Annotated in this window: 15 protein-coding genes; 7 read left to right on the forward strand and 8 right to left on the reverse strand. The window is 72.0% G+C overall.

Annotation, left to right across the window (positions count from 1 at the left end):
• Positions 1-61: 61 nt before the first annotated feature.
• Entirely contained in the window at positions 62-646 is a 585-nt protein-coding gene (locus AC07FA_RS14825; RefSeq protein WP_479075694.1) for an isochorismatase family protein, read from the reverse strand.
• A 162-nt stretch (positions 647-808) separates the two neighbouring features.
• On the opposite strand from AC07FA_RS14825, the gene lon reads away from it, so the two are divergent.
• Positions 809-3,232, forward strand: coding sequence for an endopeptidase La (gene lon / locus AC07FA_RS14830; RefSeq protein ID WP_479075695.1), 2,424 nt, complete (start codon positions 809-811; stop codon positions 3,230-3,232).
• A 115-nt stretch (positions 3,233-3,347) separates the two neighbouring features.
• On the opposite strand, the gene AC07FA_RS14835 is transcribed toward lon, so the two are convergent.
• Complete coding sequence (locus tag AC07FA_RS14835) at positions 3,348-4,112, reverse strand: polysaccharide deacetylase family protein (protein WP_479075696.1); 765 nt, start codon at positions 4,110-4,112, stop codon at positions 3,348-3,350.
• A gap of 208 nt (positions 4,113-4,320) precedes the next feature.
• Positions 4,321-5,145, reverse strand: a complete 825-nt coding sequence (locus AC07FA_RS14840; RefSeq protein WP_479075698.1) for a lysozyme — start codon at positions 5,143-5,145, stop codon at positions 4,321-4,323.
• A 234-nt stretch (positions 5,146-5,379) separates the two neighbouring features.
• On the opposite strand from AC07FA_RS14840, the gene AC07FA_RS14845 reads away from it, so the two are divergent.
• Complete coding sequence (locus tag AC07FA_RS14845) at positions 5,380-5,877, forward strand: MarR family winged helix-turn-helix transcriptional regulator (protein WP_479075699.1); 498 nt, start codon at positions 5,380-5,382, stop codon at positions 5,875-5,877.
• Positions 5,878-5,943: 66 nt separating this feature from the next.
• On the opposite strand, the gene AC07FA_RS14850 is transcribed toward AC07FA_RS14845, so the two are convergent.
• Positions 5,944-6,729, reverse strand: a complete 786-nt coding sequence (locus tag AC07FA_RS14850) for a protein phosphatase 2C domain-containing protein (RefSeq protein ID WP_479075701.1) — start codon at positions 6,727-6,729, stop codon at positions 5,944-5,946.
• A 363-nt stretch (positions 6,730-7,092) separates the two neighbouring features.
• On the opposite strand from AC07FA_RS14850, the gene AC07FA_RS14855 reads away from it, so the two are divergent.
• From AC07FA_RS14855 to AC07FA_RS14875, 5 genes are read left to right on the forward strand one after another with little or no spacing between them, the layout of a single operon-like run.
• Positions 7,093-10,035 carry a sensor histidine kinase gene (locus AC07FA_RS14855; protein ID WP_479075945.1) on the forward strand — a complete coding sequence of 981 codons (2,943 nt, stop codon included), beginning with the start codon at positions 7,093-7,095 and terminating at the stop codon, positions 10,033-10,035.
• Entirely contained in the window at positions 10,032-10,511 is a 480-nt protein-coding gene (locus tag AC07FA_RS14860) for a roadblock/LC7 domain-containing protein (protein ID WP_479075703.1), read from the forward strand. Before AC07FA_RS14855 ends, AC07FA_RS14860 begins: the two co-directional genes overlap by 4 nt.
• Positions 10,508-10,921 (forward strand): DUF742 domain-containing protein, encoded by a 414-nt coding sequence (locus tag AC07FA_RS14865; protein WP_382727395.1) that lies wholly within the window; start codon positions 10,508-10,510, stop codon positions 10,919-10,921. The genes AC07FA_RS14860 and AC07FA_RS14865 overlap by 4 nt, the downstream gene beginning before the upstream one ends.
• The gene (locus AC07FA_RS14870) at positions 10,902-11,552 is read left to right on the forward strand and encodes a GTP-binding protein (protein WP_443038145.1); all 651 of its coding nucleotides are present in this window, start codon (positions 10,902-10,904) and stop codon (positions 11,550-11,552) included. The genes AC07FA_RS14865 and AC07FA_RS14870 overlap by 20 nt, the downstream gene beginning before the upstream one ends.
• A 39-nt stretch (positions 11,553-11,591) precedes the next feature.
• On the forward strand, positions 11,592-12,836 hold the full coding sequence (locus AC07FA_RS14875; protein ID WP_479075704.1) for a styrene monooxygenase/indole monooxygenase family protein: 1,245 nt from the start codon (positions 11,592-11,594) through the stop codon (positions 12,834-12,836).
• 63 nt (positions 12,837-12,899) lie between these two features.
• Here AC07FA_RS14875 and AC07FA_RS14880 read toward each other — a convergent pair whose 3' ends face one another.
• The 4 genes from AC07FA_RS14880 to AC07FA_RS14895 form a co-directional block, all read right to left on the reverse strand.
• Positions 12,900-14,174 (reverse strand): C40 family peptidase, encoded by a 1,275-nt coding sequence (locus AC07FA_RS14880; protein ID WP_479075706.1) that lies wholly within the window; start codon positions 14,172-14,174, stop codon positions 12,900-12,902.
• Between the two features lie 163 nt (positions 14,175-14,337).
• Entirely contained in the window at positions 14,338-16,932 is a 2,595-nt protein-coding gene (locus tag AC07FA_RS14885; RefSeq protein WP_479075708.1) for an outer membrane protein assembly factor BamB family protein, read from the reverse strand.
• Positions 16,933-17,040: 108 nt separating this feature from the next.
• Positions 17,041-17,316 (reverse strand): hypothetical protein, encoded by a 276-nt coding sequence (locus AC07FA_RS14890; protein ID WP_479075710.1) that lies wholly within the window; start codon positions 17,314-17,316, stop codon positions 17,041-17,043.
• A gap of 4 nt (positions 17,317-17,320) precedes the next feature.
• The gene (locus AC07FA_RS14895; protein ID WP_479075711.1) at positions 17,321-18,088 is read right to left on the reverse strand and encodes a TetR/AcrR family transcriptional regulator; all 768 of its coding nucleotides are present in this window, start codon (positions 18,086-18,088) and stop codon (positions 17,321-17,323) included.
• Positions 18,089-18,114 lie beyond the last annotated feature (26 nt).

Raw genomic sequence — 18,114 nt, forward strand, 5'->3', positions numbered from 1 at the left:
GCTCTATCGACGGGCGGAGCGTGTCCGGTTCACCGGCCGGGAGATTCCGTGGCCGGGAGATTCAGCGGACCGGCGAGGCCGGCGCCGCGAACGCGACGTCCGCGGCGCGCGAGGTGACCTCGGCCTCGTTGCTGATGGCCCAGGCGGCGACCCGTGACGCCGTGGCCGCCGGTATCTCCTCGCTGATTCCGGGGGCCGCCGGAATGTTGTGCGTCGCGTGGGCGTCGTACGGGAGGACAACTCGATAACCGCGTTCCAGGGCCCCACGGGCTGTTGCCTGGACGCACATCTCGGACATCAGGCCGCAGACGACGAGTCCGCGTACCCCGTGGCCGGCCAGCAGGCCGCCCAGCGTCGTCCCCTCGAAGCCGTCGTCCCTGGATTTGCGGACGACGAACTCGCCGGGGCCGGTCTCGACGGGGAAGTGGAGTTCCCAGCCGGGCGTGTGGGGCTCGTCGCCCGCTCCGGCGGGCCCGTCGTTCTGGATGTGCACGACGAGCGCCCCGCTCGTACGGGCCCGTGCGATCAGGCCGGTCGTGCGGTCCAGGAGCAGGGCCGCGCCGGGCACCGCACCCGCCCCCGTCACGGAGGTGGACTGGACGTCCACCACGAGTAGCGCCTGGAGGGGAGAGCCGGGAGGAGTCATGGCGCCATCATCGCCATCCCGGCCCGCCACGCTCCACGTGATTTCGAGCCGTGAACCGGCACCGGCCGGGTGATCGCTGAGAGCGAACAAGGCTTGGGGAACATTCCGGCGCTCAGGAGCATTGAGTCCACATAGCTCAACTTGACTGCCGAAGGGGAGATCATGGCTACGGAGTCCAAGGCGTTCACACCGATCGACCTGCCTGTGCTGCCGCTCGACGACGAGGTAGTGCTGCCCGGAATGGTGGTGCCGCTGGATCTGTCGGACACGGAGGTGCGGGCAGCCGTGGAGGCCGCACAGGCCGCCGCGCGTGCCGGTGGCGGCAAGCCCGAGGTGCTGCTCGTCCCGCGTATCGACGGGACCTACACGGGGACCGGCGTCCTCGGCACCGTCGAGCAGGTCGGCCGGCTCTCGGACGGAGACCCGGGTGCGCTCATCCGGGCCCGTGACCGGGTGCGGATCGGTGCCGGGACCAGTGGGCCCGGCGGAGCGCTGTGGGTGGAGGGGACCAAGGTCGACGTGCTCGTCCCGGACCCCCTGCCCGGCTCCGCCGCGGAGCTGGTCAAGGAGTACAAGGCACTCGCCACCAGCTGGCTCAAGAAGCGCGGCGCCTGGCAGGTCGTGGACCGGGTGCAGCAGATCGAGGACATCTCCGCGCTCGCCGACAATTCCGGTTACTCGCCCTTCCTGACCACCGCCCAGAAGGTGCAGCTCCTGGAGACCGCGGACGCGGTCGCCCGGCTGAAGCTCGCCATCCAGTGGCTCGGCGAACACCTCGCCGAGCAGGATGTGGCCGAGTCCATCGCCAAGGACGTCCAGGAGGGCGTCGACAAGCAGCAGCGCGAGTTCCTGCTGCGGCGCCAGCTCGACGCCGTACGCAAGGAGCTGTCGGAGCTCAACGGAGACCCTGAGGACGAGTCCGACGACTACCGGGCGCGCGTCGAGGCCGCCGACCTTCCCGAGCACGTCCGCGAGGCGGCGCTCAAGGAGGTCGACAAGCTGGAGCGGTCCTCCGACCAGAGCCCCGAGGGCTCCTGGATCAGGACCTGGCTCGACACCGTCCTGGAACTGCCGTGGACCGAGCGGACCGAGGACGCGTACGACATCCCCGGTGCCCAGCGCGTTCTCGACTCCGAGCACGCGGGCCTCCAGGACGTGAAGGAGCGGATCACCGAGTACCTGGCGGTGCGCAAGCGGCGCGCCGACCGGGGGCTGGGCGTCGTGGGCGGCAGGCGCGGCGGCGCGGTGCTGGCGCTGGTGGGTCCGCCGGGAGTGGGCAAGACCTCGCTCGGTGAATCCGTCGCGCACGCGATGGGCCGCAAGTTCGTCCGTGTCGCGCTCGGCGGTGTCCGGGACGAGGCGGAGATCAGGGGCCACCGGCGTACGTACGTGGGCGCCCTTCCCGGGCGGATCGTCCGCGCCATCAAGGAGGCCGGTTCCATGAACCCGGTCGTCCTGCTCGACGAGATCGACAAGGTCGGCTCGGACTTCCGGGGCGACCCGGCGGCCGCCCTCCTGGAAGTCCTCGACCCGGCGCAGAACCACACGTTCCGCGACCACTACCTGGAGGTCGAACTCGACCTCAGCGACGTCGTCTTCCTGGCGACGGCCAATGTGCTCGACGCCATCCCGGAGGCCCTGCTCGACCGCATGGAGCTGGTCAGGCTGGACGGCTACACCGAGGACGAGAAGGTCGTCATCGCCCGCGACCACCTGCTCCCGCGCCAGCTGGAGCGGGCCGGTCTGGAGGAGGAAGAGGTCACGCTCGACGAGTCCGCGCTGCGCAAGCTGGCCGGGGAGTACACCCGCGAGGCCGGCGTCCGCAATCTGGAGCGGGCCGTCGCCCGGCTGCTCCGCAAGGTCGCGGCCCAGCACGAACTGGGCGACCGCGAGCTGCCGTTCACCGTCACCGACGAGGATCTGCGGGGTCTGATCGGACGCCCGCACCACGTGCCCGAGTCCGCCCAGGACCCGGCCGAGCGCCGCACCGCGGTACCGGGCGTGGCCACCGGACTCGCGGTGACCGGCGCGGGCGGTGACGTGCTCTTCGTCGAGGCGTCGCTGGCCGATCCGGAGACCGGGGCGTCGGGGCTGACCCTGACCGGTCAGCTCGGTGACGTCATGAAGGAGTCCGCGCAGATCGCGCTGAGCTTCCTGCGCTCGCACGGCGCCGAGCTGGAGCTGCCGGTCGCGGATCTGAAGGACCGCGGGGTGCACATCCACTTCCCGGCGGGTGCGGTGCCCAAGGACGGTCCGAGTGCCGGTATCACCATGACGACGGCGCTGGCCTCGCTGCTGTCCGGCCGGCTGGTCCGTACGGATGTGGCGATGACGGGTGAGGTGTCGCTGACCGGACGGGTACTGCCGATCGGTGGCCTGAAGCAGAAGCTGCTGGCCGCGCACCGTGCCGGGATCACCACCGTGGTGATCCCCAAGCGGAACGAGGCCGACCTGGACGACGTACCGGCCGAGGTCCTCGACGGCCTTGAGGTCCACCCGGTGACCGACGTCCGCCAGGTGCTGGAGATCGCCCTCGCCCCGGCCTCGGCCGGGCTCCGGGAGCAGAGGGTCCCGGCCGCGGCGTGAGTGTCATGCAGTGACGGGCGTGGCATGACGTGCACGGCCGGTACGGACGGCCCGTTCTCCCGATGGGGAGGGCGGGCCGTTCCGCTTGAGCGGACACGCGCTGGGCCGGCACCGCCTAGGGCCGGTAGATGGTGCCAGGCACCGGCTCGGCCGGGGCCATCAGCTGGGGGACGGTCACGAAGGTGTAGCCGCGCTCCTTCAGCGCGTCGATGATGCCGGGTACCGCGGGCACGGTGCCCTTGTAGATGTCGTGCAGCAGGATGATGCCGTCCCTGTCAGCCTGGTCGAGAATCCGCTTCCTGATCAGCGCCGAGTCGTTCGTGGAGTAGTCCTTCGCGGTCGCGCTCCACAGGATCTGCGACAGCCCCAGCTCCTTGCAGATGCCGGAGACCGTGTCGTCGGTGCGGCCCTGCGGCGGGCGCATCAGCCGCGGCTTCCTGCCGGTGATCGCCGCGATGGCGTCCTGTGTCTTCTCCAGCTCGGCCCGTATCTTCGCGGGCTCGCGGTCGGTCAGGATCTCGTGCGACCAGGTGTGGTTGGCCACCTCGTGCCCCTCGGCCGCGATGCGCCGCACGGTGTCCGGGTACCTGACCACGTGCTTCCTGCCGAGCAGGAAGAAGGTGGCGGGCACCTTCTTCTCCTTGAGGGTGTCCAGGAGCCGCGGGGTGTCCTCGGCCGGGCCCGCGTCGAACGTCAGCGCTATGCACTTCGCCTTGCGGCAGTCCACCTGCCCGAACGACCCCTTGGCATCGGCCGCGGCCTCCTGGCGCGCCGAACCGGGTGCGGTGGTCTCCATCGAGCAGCCGCTGAGCGCGAGTGTGAGCGCGGTCACCAGGGCGGCAGCCAACCCGGCGCCGGACGACGTCATCTTTCTGGGCACAGCAGGTCACTCCTCAAGACCGGCCGCACACGGACCGCGCGGCACGCCGAGGACTATACATAGCGCGTATACACGCAGTGTATAGAAGGGTGAGGTGCTGGACGTGAGCGGTGGAAGCGCAGGTCGGGAGGGTCGCGGCCCGAGACGGCGGAGGCCCCGGCGACGCGTGTGCGTCACCGGGGCCGCCGCGTGAAGCGGTGGGGGCCGATCAGCCGTAGGCGAGGGCCTGTACGCGGTCGAGGGCGCCGTTGAAGTGGTTGTGGTCGCCGACGGTCGGGCCGGACGACGTGTACTGCCACATCGTGTAATAGCCCCAGCCGGCCGGGAGCTCGCCGACGGTGGTGTTGTAGCGGGCCACCCAGAGCGGGTTGGTGGCGCCGAAGCCGGAGTCGTTGCCCGTGCAGGTCTGCCACCAGCTGGTCGCGGTGTAGATCACCGCGTCACGCCCGGTGCGCGCCTTGTAGGTGTTCACGAAGTCGCGGATCCAGGAGACCATTCCCGCCTGGGACTTGCCGTAGCACTGCGCGCCGTACGGGTTCCACTCGATGTCCAGTACGCCCGGCAGCGTCCTGCCGTCCCCCGACCAGCCGCCCCCGTTGTCCACGAAGTAGTTGGCCTGGGTCGCCCCGCTGGTCGTGTCCGGGGTGGCGAAGTGGTACGCCCCGCGGATCATGCCGACGTTGTAGGAGCCGTTGTACTGCTGCGCGAAGTAGGGGTTCTTGTAGTACGTCCCCTCGGTGGCCTTGGCGTAGGCCCACTTCACGCCGCTGTTCCAGAGGGTCGACCAGGCGACGTTGCCCTGGTGGCTGCTGACGTCCACGCCCTCCGTCTGGACGGCGCGGGTGTCGCGGGGGAGTCCGCCCTGGCCGTCGTGGGCGATGACTCCCTGGCCCATCCTGGCCGTACCGCGGGCGGGGGTTTCGGCGGCGGTGGCAGCGCCGGGCAGGGTGAGGAGGAGGGAGAGTGCTGCGAGGAGGGCTCCCGCCGCGGCGAAGCGCGAGCGGCGGGACGAACCGGATCTGTGCACGGGCATGTGAGTGCCTCCGGGGCCTCGGTGGGGGGACTGCTGACCCAGGGACGCGTGCGGGACATCCCTGGAAGGCTGCCATGGTGTGGACATGTCACCGTGGGCATCTATGAAGCTACGCACGTAGACCCGCGAGGCGGAAGAGGGCCCGGCCGCTGCCGTTGGTCTAATCCTGCGAAATACTGACCGAGCTGCGGCGATGACCGGCGGCGGAAGAAACTTTCATCGGCGGGAAAGCGTATGAGGGGTGCTGACGTGCACGGGAGCGAACGCGGGAGTGAACCCGGCGCGGTCGGCGGGAGTGGTGTGGACCACGAGTTCCTGGCGCTTGAACGGGAGTTGGCCGTCTTTCTGCGCAGGGCGCGGGCCAACTCCGGGGAGATGGCCCGAGAGGTGCACCCCGACCTGGAGTCCGCCGCCTACGGCCTCCTCGTACGGCTGGAGTCGGCGGGCCCGCAGCGGGCCACCGACCTCGCCGCCTACGTCGGCGTCGGCAAGGCGACCATGAGCCGTCAGCTGCGCGCTCTGGAGAGCCTCGGCCTGGTGGCCCGCGAACCCGATCCGGCGGACGGCCGCGCCTGGCTCGTCCATCTCACCGACGAGGGCCTCGTCCGCTTCAGCAGCGTGCGCGACGCCCGCCGCGAACGCTACGTACGCAAGCTGGCCGACTGGGACCGCTCCGAAGTGGCGGAGCTGGCCCGGCTGCTGCACCAGCTGAACGCGCGCGCCGAGGACTGACCGGGGTCGGCCGATCCGAGCGGGCGGTGCCCTGGGCGGTCCGCCGACAGGTCCTGCGGGCGCGGTCTAGAACTCGACGAAGACCGCCGTCGCGTCGTCATGGGTCTTGCTCCGGCGCAGATATCTGCGGTCCGTGTCCGCCCGCTCCAGCTCCCGCACCCGGTCGATCAGTCCCTGGGGCCCCGTCTTGCGCAGCAGCTCCAGGGTGGCCGTCCAGTCGCCCTCCCGGAACTTCTCCGTCCAGCGGCTCGCCCCGTCCGTCAGGGCGGCCAGGGCCCGGACCTCCGTGCGCGGCACCCGGCCGGTCACCGCCCGGGACGCCACCTTGGGGTCGGCGGCGGCGGTGAAGAAGCCGCCCTCCTTGTTACGGACCCGGGCGTCGGTGATCGCCTCGGAGGCGAGGGAGCCGGGCGGCAGCCGGTCGAGCCGGTCGTCGAGCACCGCGCGTACGGCCCCGTCGGGCGACTCCAGGAGGAGCGCCGAGTCGGAGAGGACCAGGTACTCGATCTCGCGTTCGCCCCAGCGGGCGAGCACCACGGTCGCCTGCGGCGTCCTCACGTGAGAAAGGTCACAGGGGGAACGGTGCGTGTCGGCGGTGCGCCGGATGGACTCGGCGAGCACCTCCGTCAGCGTCAGATCCGGTCGCGAAGAGGACAGTTCGGCCAGCGCCCCGCCCAGCCGGGCGGTGAACCAGGGGACCGAGTGCACACAACCGTCGTCACCCTGCGGTGGTGTCACACCGTCGAGCAGGACCAGCGTCCCGCCCTGTCCGGACGCGGGGAGTGCGGCGGACACCCAGTCCTCGTTGGGGCGTTCCGCGCTGCCGGGTTCGGTCGCGAGTTCCGTGCGCATACGACCAGTCTGCACGATGCCTTCACGAGCCCTGCACGATCCGGGCGTTGGCCCGTACCAGCAGGTCAACCGGGCCGCTGTGAGCGGAAGGAAACGCTCCGTGGCGGGTGCGGGCGGGCATCCTGCCAAAGCCTGGGCGGAACTTCCACCTGGTGGCCCGTGCATGGCCGACAGCGGCTCTGGGGAGACTTGTTCGCCAACTCCGGAGTGATGTTCACTCGTTCGAGTGGCGGAGCGGTTGATGCGCGCCCCCCTCTCAAAAGCACTGGAATGGTCAGAAGCCGTACCAGGGGTGGGCGCCGTTTCACGTGACCGTACGTCACCTCTGCTTCATGGGTGGACGAGTCAAGATTGCGAGCACCGGTGCAGAAGAAGCGGCCGCGGAGCAAGGGCAGCACGCGCGACGGTTCCGGGGCGACCCCTCCGGTCCCGGGCGCCGACAAGCGGACCGTGCGGGTACGCAGTCGGCTGGTCGCGGGAGTCGCCGTCGTCGGCATCACCGTCCTCGCGGCGGGCGCCCCCGCCGCGCTCGGTGCCTCGTCCGATCTCAACGAGTCCCAGCAACTGGTCACCCTCGCCGAGCTGAACCAGCAGGCCATCACGCTCGCGCACTCGCTCGCCGATGAGCGCGACGAGGTCACCGCCTACATCGCGGCGGGCCGCCAGGAACCGACGGCCGAAGGCGCCGACGAGGGCTCGGCCGGCCCCTCCGCCCGCGTCGACCAGCAGGTCGACGAGATCCGCGCCGCCGCCCCCGCGGGTCTGCGCCGGGAACTCTCCACGATCCCCTCGCTGCGCCGCGACGCACTCTCGGGCAAGGGCTCGGCCATGGAGGCCCACCGGGCGTACTCCGAGGTCATCGCCAAGCTCCACGGCCTCGCCGAGGAACTGGCCGGCAAGACCCCGCCGCGCGCCGCGGACTCCACCCGCGCGCCGCTCGCACTCGGCGGCGCCGTCGAGCAGGCGTCGGCCACCCGCGGGCTGCTCCTCGCCGCTCTCGCCGTACCGCGCAGCGAGCCGGTCACGCGGACCGACCCGTTCACCGGGCTGCCGGTGGAGGTCCGGGCCGACGGCGCCACCGAGAGCGACCGGGACCGGGACGAGCTGAGCTCCGCCGCCCAGCAGGCGCGGGTCCGTGAACTCGCCTCGCTCGCCGACTTCGACCAGGCCGCGAACCCGGTCGCCCGCGACAAGCTCTCCTCCACCGTCACCGGCCCCGAGGTCAACAGCGCGGAGAAGTACCTCTCCAGGCTGACCGACCGGCCCGAGCTGTCCGACGCGGACCAGAAGGCCGACCGCAAGAAGGTCGCGGCCGCCCTCTCCGCCCGCATCGACCGGATGCGGGGGGTCGAGTCGGCGCTCGGCACCGCCCAGGTCCAGCGCCTGGAGCAGCTCCGCGACGACGACGTCACCGCACTCGAACTGCGCCTCGCGCTGCTCGGCGGCTGCTTCCTGATCGTCGTGGGCGTCTCCACCGCGGTCGCCCGCACCCTCACCCAGCCGCTCGCCGTCCTGCGGATCGGCGCCGCCAGGCTCGCGGGCGAGCCCGAGACCGCGGAAGCGATCCGCTACACCGGGCGCAACGACGAGTTCGCCCAGGTCGTCCGGTCCATCAACGCGCTGCACGGCAAGCTGTACGGGCTGCACCACACGTTCACCGGGCAACTGGAGAGTCTCCGCAGCGAGCGCGGCGAGCTGATCGCGGGCCGTGAGGCGCTCACCGTCCAGCGGGCCGAGCTCCAGGTCCACGCGGCCGATCTCGCCGCCCAGCTGGAGCGGCTGAAGAACACGGTCCACCACACCTTCGTCAACCTCTCGCTGCGCACCCTCGGCCTCGTCGAGCGTCAGCTCGGCGTCATCGAGGGACTGGAGGAGCGCGAGCAGGACCCCGAGCGCCTCAGCACGCTCTTCAAGCTGGACCACATGGCCACCGTCATGCGCCGCCACAGCGAGAACATGCTGGTCCTCGCGGGTGCCGACCACGGCCACGGTCACGCGGGACCGATCCCGCTGGTCGACGTCCTGCGCGCCGCCGTCAGCGAGATCGAGCGGTACGAGCGGGTGACGATCCAGTCCCTGCCGCCGCACGCCCAGATCGCCGGTTTCGCCGCCGACGACCTCAGCCACCTGGTCGCCGAACTCCTGGAGAACGCGACCTCCTTCTCACCCCCGGACTCCCATGTCGAGCTCTCCGGCTGGCTGCTGGAGGGCGGCGAGGTGATGCTCTCCGTGCAGGACGAGGGCATCGGCATGTCCGCTGTCCGCATGAGCGAGCTCAACGCCAGGCTGGCCGACCCGGCCTCGTTCGAGGCGGGCGAGCAGAGCGCCGACGGTGCCGGGCTCGGCCTCCAGGTGACCTCGCTCCTGGCCGCGCGCCACGGCGTACGGGTGCAGCTGCGCGAGCAGAAGGGCAACGGGGTGGCGGCGGTCGTCGTCCTGCCGCAGGCCCTGCTGCCGAAGGCGCCGCCGGCCGCCTCACCGCCGCCGGTGCACAAGGCGGGGGACGCGCCCACGCTGAACCTGCCGGGTTCGGTGGCCGAGGCCAACTCCAACGCCCTGCCCCGCCGGGCGGGCGAACTGCCGGGCGATCCGCTGATCGCGGCGGCCGAGCAGACGATCCGGGAAGCCGGGGCCCCACCCGCCGAGGCGGCACCCGCCCAGGCCGTGGAGCCGGTAACGGAGCCCACCGGCGCACCCGAGATGCCCGGACCCCGGCCGGTCGCCGTCGCGTCCGAGGCCGAGGCCGAGACGACGATGCAGGTCAGGCTCCCGGCCTCGCCGGAGGCCCCCGACCCGTACGCCATCGGCCCCGACCGGCACGAGCGCGCCGCCGACAACGACTTCGCGCCGGCCCCCGAACCCCGTACCGAGCCCGCACAGGCACCCGCGCCGTTCACGGCACCTGCGCCCACCCGGACCCAGGTCCAGGCCCCCGCGCCCGCCGCCGAGACCCTTCCCGGCCCCCGGCAGCCGCAGGGTGAGGTCCGGAGCGACGGCGAGGGCGTCGTCACGGACAAGGGGCTGCCCAAGCGCACCCCCAGGATCGTCAAGCCCGCGGGCGCCCCCGCCGCCGAGCGCAAGGGCAGCCTGGACAAGGACGCCCTGCGCCGCCGGCTCGGCGGCTTCCACCAGGGCGCCAAGGACGGCCGCCGCGACGTCGAGGCGGAGATCGCCGAGGACACCATCGGCGGCGGCATCGCCGTGGCCGACGGCCACGCCCCGCAGACCGACCACACGGAGCCGACCGACCGTACCGACGGTCGAAACGATAAGACGGGGGACACAGTCGAGGAGGCACGCAGTTGACTGCGCCCAGCACATTCGGGCTGAGCACCGAGGCCCGGAATCTTCACTGGTTGCTGAGCAATCTGGTGGAGGAGGTGCCAGGGGTCCACTCGGTCACCGTCGTCTCGTCCGACGGACTCATGCTGCTCTCCTCCGACCCGGGCCATCTGAACGCCCCCGCGGCCGACAGGAGGACCGGTCCCCGGGGTTCCAGCGCCGACCTGGCCACGATCGTCTCCGGCATCGGTTCCCTCACCACGGGAGCCGCCAAGCTGATGGACGGCGGCGGCGTCAAGCAGACGATGGTCGCGATGGACGAGGGCAGCGTCTTCGTCATGTCCATCAGCGACGGCTCGCTGCTCGGCGTGCACGCCACCCCCGACTGCGACATGAGCGTCGTCGCCTACCACATGGCGCTCTTCGTCGGCCGCGCCGGACACGTACTCACCCCCGAACTCCGCAGTGAACTGCGCAAATCGATGGAGAGCGCCCAGTGACGCCCGCTGCTGAACCCGCCCGAAGGCTCCCGGTCCGCGGCGCCGACAAACGGCCCGCCCGAGTCCGCCCGTACTCCCTCACCGGCGGGCGCACCCGCTTCGGCCACGTCCTCCTCGTCGAGACGTTCGTCGCCGCCCTCGAAGCACCCGAGGAGCGCCGCGAGCTCACCAACGGCAACCTCGCCTCGCGCGTCATGCCGGAGCTCAGAGCCATCGTCGAACTCTGCCGCCGTATGCGTACGGTCGCGGAGATCTCGGCCCTGCTGAAGATGCCGCTCGGCGTGGTCCGCGTGCTGCTCAGCGACTTGGCCGACCAGGGAAAGATCCGCGTGTACGGAACCGGTCACGGCACCGGCCAGCCCGACCGCGCACTGCTCGAAAGGGTGCTCAATGGACTCCGCCGTCTCTGAGGCGACGCTCTTCGCCCCGCGTCAGCCGGGGCCGGCGGAGCAGGCCGAGGAATCGCTCCAGGCCTGGCAGCTGGATCACACCCGCGCCCCGATCGCGACGAAGATCGTGGTCGCGGGCGGCTTCGGCGTCGGCAAGACGACCTTCGTCGGCTCGGTCTCCGAGATCACGCCGCTGAAGACCGAAGCGCTGATGACCCAGGCCAGTGAGGAGACCGACGACCTCACCGCCACGCCCGACAAGGTCACCACGACCGTGGCGATGGACTTCGGCCGCCTCACGCTCGACGACGACCTCGTCCTGTACGTGTTCGGCACACCCGGTCAGCAGCGCTTCTGGTTCATGTGGGACGACCTGGTACGCGGCGCGATCGGCGCGGTCGTGCTCGCCGACACCCGGCGTCTCGCCGACTGCTTCCCCGCGCTCGACTACTTCGAGAGCTGCGGACTTCCCTACATCGTCGCGGTCAACCACTTCGAGGGAACGCCCGGTTACGAGGCGGAGGACGTCAGGGAGGCCCTGACCGTGCCCCCGCACGTGCCGGTTGTGATCATGGACGCGCGTAACAGGATCACTGTCATCGAGTCGCTGCTGGCCCTGGTGGGTCACGCTCTTGATGCCACCCCGGCGTAACAGCTGCCACGCGTACGAAACACGTAACGGAGAACCGCGATGCGGAAGATACTCATAGTCGGAGCCGGCCAGTCCGGGCTCCAGCTCGCCCTTGGGCTGCAGTCGAGAGGGTACGAAGTCACCCTCATGTCCAACCGCACGGCCGACGAGATCCGGACCGGCCGGGTCATGTCGACGCAGTGCATGTTCCACACCGCGCTCCAGCACGAGCGCGACCTCCAGCTCAACTTCTGGGAGACGCAGGCCCCGCGCATCGAGGGCCTCGGTGTGTCGGTCGCGGCGCCGGACTCCTCGCGCGCCATCGACTGGGTCGGCAAGCTGGACGGCTTCGCCCAGTCCGTCGACCAGCGCGTGAAGATGGCCGGCTGGATGGAGACCTTCGCGCAGCGTGGCGGTCAGCTCGTCATCCACGGCGCCGCCGTCTCCGACCTGGACTACTTCTCCCGCACCTACGACCTGGTGATGGTGTCGGCCGGCAAGGGCGAGCTGGTGTCCATGTTCGGACGGGACGCCTCGCGTTCGCCGTTCGACGCCCCGCAGCGCGCCCTGGCCGTGGCCTATGTGCACGGTATGGGCCCGCGTCCCGAGCACCCCGACTTCGACGCGGTCCGCTGCAATCTGGTCCCGGGCGTCGGCGAGCTGTTCGTCATGCCGACCCTGACCACCTCCGGCCGCGCGGACATCCTGTTCTGGGAGGGCGTACCGGGCGGACCGCTCGACGCGTTCCAGGGCATCAAGGACCCGTCCGAGCACCTCGCCAAGACCCTGGAGCTGATGGAGAAGTTCACTCCGTGGGAGTACGCCCGCGCGACCAAGGTCGAACTGACCGACGCCAACGGCACACTGGCGGGCCGTTACGCCCCGACCGTCCGCAAGCCGATCGGCCGGCTGCCCGGCGGCGGTCTGGTCCTCGGCGTCGCGGACGTGGTCGTGGCCAACGACCCGATCACCGGCCAGGGCTCCAACTCGGCTTCCAAGTGCGCGAACGCCTACCTGGAATCGATCATCGAGCACGGCGACCGGGAGTTCGACGCGGACTGGATGCAGTCCACGTTCGACCGCTACTGGGACACCGCGCAGCACGTCGTGAAGTGGACCAACGCGATGCTCGGCGTTCCGCCGGAGCACGTGCTGAACCTGATCGGTGCCGCCGGTCAGCTCCAGCCGGTCGCCGACCGCTTCGCCAACGGCTTCAACGATCCGGCGGACTTCGAGAACTTCTTCTTCGAGCCCGACCGGACGAACGCGTACCTCGCCGAGGTCACGGGTTCCGCGGCCGGCTGACCCACGACCGGGCTGTCACGTCGTTCAGGTCGACGTGACAGCCCGGTCTCCCGACAGCGTGCGCTACGCGGCCGGGGCGGTGGCGGAGCTGTACCCCGTGTCGTCGCCCGCCGTGGCGTTCTCCGGCAGTTCCGGCGGTGTGTACGTGCTCAGGGGTTCGGCGTCCGGGTCCGGGCGTACGGCGCCCAGCAGCGGGTTCGAGGCGACCGGTGAGACCTTCACCGTGGTCCCGGGACGCGGCGCCTGCACCACCATGCCGTTGCCGATGTAGAGCGCCACATGGGTCGCCTTCGGGAAGTAGATCACCAGGTCACCCGGGCGCAGCGACGTGATCGGGACCCGGGGCAGCTGCCGCCACTGTTCCTGCGAGGTCCGCGGAATCGGCCGCCCGGCCGACGACCAGGCCTGCGAGGTGAGGCCGGAGCAGTCGAACGACGTCGGCCCCTCGGCGCCCCACACATACGGTTTGCCGATCTGGCGGACCGCGTACCGCACAGCGTCGTCGCCCTGCCGGGACGGCGGCCGGGTCGAGCTGAGGGCCCCGGAGGCGACCAGTTCGCGCTGGGCCGTGTCCGTGCCCTCCTTCTCCAGCCGGGCGACCGCGGCGAGCTGTTCGGGGGAGAGCGAGGCCAGCAGCGCCTCGACGTCCTTCAGCCGGGAGCGCACGAGGTCGCGCTGCTTCTTCTGCTCGGCGGCGAGCGTCCGCTGCTTGTCGAGCGCCTTGCGGGACTCGGTCGCCAGACGGTCGGCCCGCTTCTCGGCCTCGGCCAGCCGGTCCACGGCCGCCGCCCGGCCCGCCGCCACGCGCTGGATGACGTGGCTCTGGTCCAGGGCGCTGGCGGGGTCACGGGCCAGCAGCAGCTGCATGTACGCGGAGAAGTCCGACCGGCCCTGGTACTGCTCGCGGGCCAGCCGGCCCGCGTCGCCGCGGCCCCGGTCGAGCGCGATCCGCGCCTGCGCCAGATCGGCCGCCAGCTTCTTGGCCCGGGCGGTGCGCTTCTTCAGTTCCACCGTGGTGCCGTTGTACGTCTCGCCGGCCTCCTCGGCCTCGCGGTAGCGGGTCTGAAGCTCCTTCAGCAGCTCCGCGACGCTCTTGGTGCCGCTGCCGCTGCCGCTGCCGCTGTCGCTGTCGGCTTCGGTGTCGGTGTCGTTATCGTCCGTCGAGAACGCCTCGTCGGCGTCGACCGTCGACTCATCGGCTCCGTCCGCTGTGTCCACGCTGTCCGCCGTGTCCGACGGAGCCGGGCTCGGGTCGACAGGCTCGGCGGTGGCGGGTGCGGCCGATACGACCGCCGCGAGCACCGCCGTGCAGAGCGCACGCAGAACTCTGCCGGGCACGACATCACCTCCGACGACGGAGTGGGGCCCATCATGGGATTACCCCACAAATGACCGAATCCTCTTCATCCGGTCACGTGGTGTCAGGTGATGCAAGCACCGCGCGGCGTGGCGGCCGGTGCCTCGCCCGGACGGTGGTACGGGCGAGGCGCCGGCCGGCCGGTCAGGCCACCGGGAAGGCGTAGAACGCCCTGCCCCGCTGCACGACGGCGGTCCCGCCCGACGTGCGCACCCGGTACGGGGCGAGGGCCGTGGCACCCTTCGGGTCCTTCGCCGGGTCCTGCACCCCGATGTCCTGGAACTTCCACAGCCGCCGCCCGTCGACGGCGGCGAACGCGGTGACCTGGGTGACATCCGCCGCGAGCAGAGTCTTTCCGCTGCCGCTGAGGGCGAGGGAGGGCGCGTTGCCGCCGAGCGGTACCTCGGTCGATCGCCGCCAGCGCAGTCGTCCGGTCTTCCGCTCGACGACGCCGACCTCCTGATTCCGGTTGGTGACGTGGAGCAGTTCCCCGGCCGGCAGGGGGGTGCCGAAGACGGACGCCTCGGTGCCGTTCAGCCGCCAGAGCGGCTTGCCGGTGGCCGTCTCGAACGCCTGGAGATCGTCGCCGACGGCCCCGTACAGCTTCCCCTCCTCGTCGCCCGACGCCGCTCCCTCCGGGCTGACCGTGCCGAACTGCCGGGTCCACAGAAGCTTTCCGGTCTTCCGGTCGAAGCAGCGGAACGATCCCTTGCCCTTCCCGGCCTTGACCTCGGCGGGGGTGAGCGTCGCGGCGGTCTGGCGTACGACGAGGTCGGCGGCCCGCACGGCGATGAGCCGGTAGACCGGCGTGCCGGGGGAGCGCCCGGCGGGCACCGCGACGCGCCAGAGCTCCTTGCGCCGCACGATGTCGTACGCGAAGAGGTGGGCCCGGACGACCTGGGTGTCCTTGCCCGGCTTCTTGCCCTTCTTCGGCTTCTTGGCCTTCACGGTGACCGTGTGGGAGCCGGTGAACCAGACGACGGAGCCGGACTGGCCGGTGAGCGGGGCGACCTTGAGGCCCGGTGCGTCGGTGAAGCCGGTCGCGTACGCCACCCGGTGGGCGATCCTGCCGTCCTTGGGGGAGAGCCAGAGGAATTCGGCCGGGCCCGCGATGAAGCAGAGGTCCTCCCCGGCGGCCAGCACCTCCTGGCCGCCGGCGGCGGCCGCCTGCTGCCACACCTTGCGTCCGGTGCGCAGGCTGACGCCGGTCGCCCCGTTCTCGCCGCTCAGCACCAGCAGTGTGTCCCGCCAGATCGCGGAGGTCAGGGGCGCGGGCTCGGACGCCGGGTGCGTGTACATCCACCGCGGCTCGGGCGGGAGCCCCGGGACGGTACGGCGGGGCTTCGGCGCGGGCTTGTCGTCGGCCGGGGGCGCGGAGTCGTCGGAACCGAGGGCGAGCACGGCGCCCGCTCCCACGAACAGCCCGGCGGCCCCGGCGGCGAGGACGGTGAGCAGCGCCCTGCGGTCGCTCGCGAGACCGGCCGGACCGGCCGGGGCGGCAGGCGGCTGGGTCGGTGCGGGGGTCTGCGCGGGCAGGGCGAGGGGTGCCTGCGGGGCGGGGGCGAAGGGTGCGCCGCTCTGCGGGTGGGCGGTCTGCGGGTGCGGGTAGGGAGCCGGGGCGGGCGGGAGCGCGGTCTGCTCGCGGGAGACGGCGAGCTGGGTGGTGGGCCGGTCGGTGTGCGGCGGCCTGTCGCCGATGGCCGTGAACCGGGTGGTCGTGCTGTCCTCGACGACGCCTCCGCCGGGCGCGACCGAGGAGATACCCGGAGCCGCCACGACGGCGGCCCGCACCACCGCGTCCTGCGGCTCACCGCCCGCCGGCTCGTCGGCCAGCCCCTCCGCAGGCGGCGGTGTCAGCGCACGCGCCCAGCTCTCCTGCTCCGCCACCGCCTCCGACAGCGGCCCGGGGAGCCAGTCGCCCTTGGCCAGGGCGGCCGCGCCCTCCAGTGCCAGGTCGGCGGCCACCGAGCCGGCCGACGGGCGCTCGGACGGGTCCTTCTTCAGGCAGCGGGCGATCAGTTCGCGCAACGCGTCGGGTACGGCGTCCAGTTCGGCGTCACCGTGCGCGATCCGGTCGGCGGCCTCATCGGCGGGGCCGTCCGCGAGCGGGGTCGTGCCGGTCGCCGCGTACGCGAGGAGCAGCCCCAGGACGAAGAGGTCGGACGCCGGACCGGCCTCCTCGCCCCCGACCTGCTCCGGGGTCAGATAACCGAGCCGTACGGAGAGCTGCCCGCCCGGCCTCGCCTCGGCGGCCGCCGCCGCGCCCAGCGGCCCGAACGCGGTGAGCCGGGGGCCGTCCTCGGCCAGCAGCACCGTCCCCGGGGCCAGCCCCTGGAGGACGGCCCCGGTGGCGTGCACCCGGGACAGGGTCTCGGCGACGCCCGCACCCAGTATCCGCACGGCACGCTCGGGGAGCGGCCCGGCGATGTCGATGGCCTGAGCGAGCGTCAGCGCGGGTACGTACGGCCACGCCGTCCACAGTTCACCGGAGTCCGGGGCGGCGAGGGGGGCCTGCACCCATCCGCCGGCCAGCCGCTCCGCCGTGCGCGCCTCCGCCTGGAAGCGGCGCCGGAAGGCGGGCACCGCGGCGAGTTCGGGGCGCGCCGCGCTGACGACGGCGAGTTCGGCGGTGCCGGTGTCCCTGACCACGTACTGCACGGCGCTCGCCGTCTCACGGAAGCGCGCCAGCACGGTGTACGGGCCGAAGTGACGTGGATCGTCCTGACGCAGCGCCTCCATGGCGCACCCCCCTTGTAACCGTGCCTCGGCACCAGAGCGTCGATCTTAGAGGGTCCGGCCCCGGTTCCCGGGCCCGGACACCCGGCCCGCACCACCGGGCGGGAGGACTCAGCGCCCGCTGCCCGGCTTGGTCCAGGGCCACTTGAGGGTCTGGCGCTCGCGGCCCTCGGGGGCGTACTCGTACACCCAGCCGCGCGGCAGTCCCAGCCGCTTGGTGTGTCCGGCGGCGACGCGGAGGTACGCGTGGACGGTGGCCGGGCCGCCCTCGGCGTCCGGCACCGGGACCTCGTACCACTTGGGCGGATGGCCGGTCGCACCGACGAGGACGGGCAGCACCCGGCCGTCCAGGGGGCCGCCTCTGAAGAGGGTGTTCTCGCTTCTCACCGGGTCAGTCTGACGCAGCGGGCAGCAGGCGGGCCGCACCGGCCATCACCGGAATCACCAGATCCGCCAGTCGCCCGGCCGGTCCGCCGGCGGTCTCCAGCGGCAGCAGGTCCGCCACCACGGCGGCCGTCTCGCCGTCCGTGGCCGCCGTCGCCGCGAGCAGCGCGATGAGATGGTCCACGAGCCAGCCCCGCAGGCCGTCCGCCGGGGGCTGCTTCTCCTCGTCCAGCCAGATCAGGGACGCGGCCTCCACGGCCGCGATCCAGGTGCGCACCATCATCCGCAGGCGCGGTCCCGCCGGCTGCTGCCCCTGGCCGCCGCCCCTGCCCAGATGCAGCAGGATCTGCTCGGCCGCCGCCCGGCGGACCCCGTCGACGATCGCGCTCGTACGGGAGGTCTCCGCCACGCTGCCGCCCTGGAGAAGGGCGCTGAATCCGGCGTCGTGCTCGTCGACGAAGGCGAGATAGCGGTCCAGGACCCGCGAGAGCCGTTCCGTGGGCGGCCCGACGGCGGGCTCCGTGAAGCACAGCGTGAGTTCGGCGGCGGCCGACCCGAGCGCCGCCTCGTACAGCTGCTGACGGCCGCCGGGGAAGTACCGGTAGACGAGGGGCCGCGAGACTCCCGCGACAGCGGCCACCTCGTCGAGCGAGACCTCGTCGGGAGCCCGGTGCGCGAAGAGGCCGAGTGCCGCGCCGATGATCTGGGCGCGGCGCACCTCCACGCCGAGCCTTCGGTACGCGGGTGGCGTCGGGGCTTCAGCGGCGGAGGTCATGCCGGGAAGCCTAGTCCGTCAGCCCA

The sequence above is a fragment of the Streptomyces sp. NPDC045968 genome, assembly GCF_056430475.1.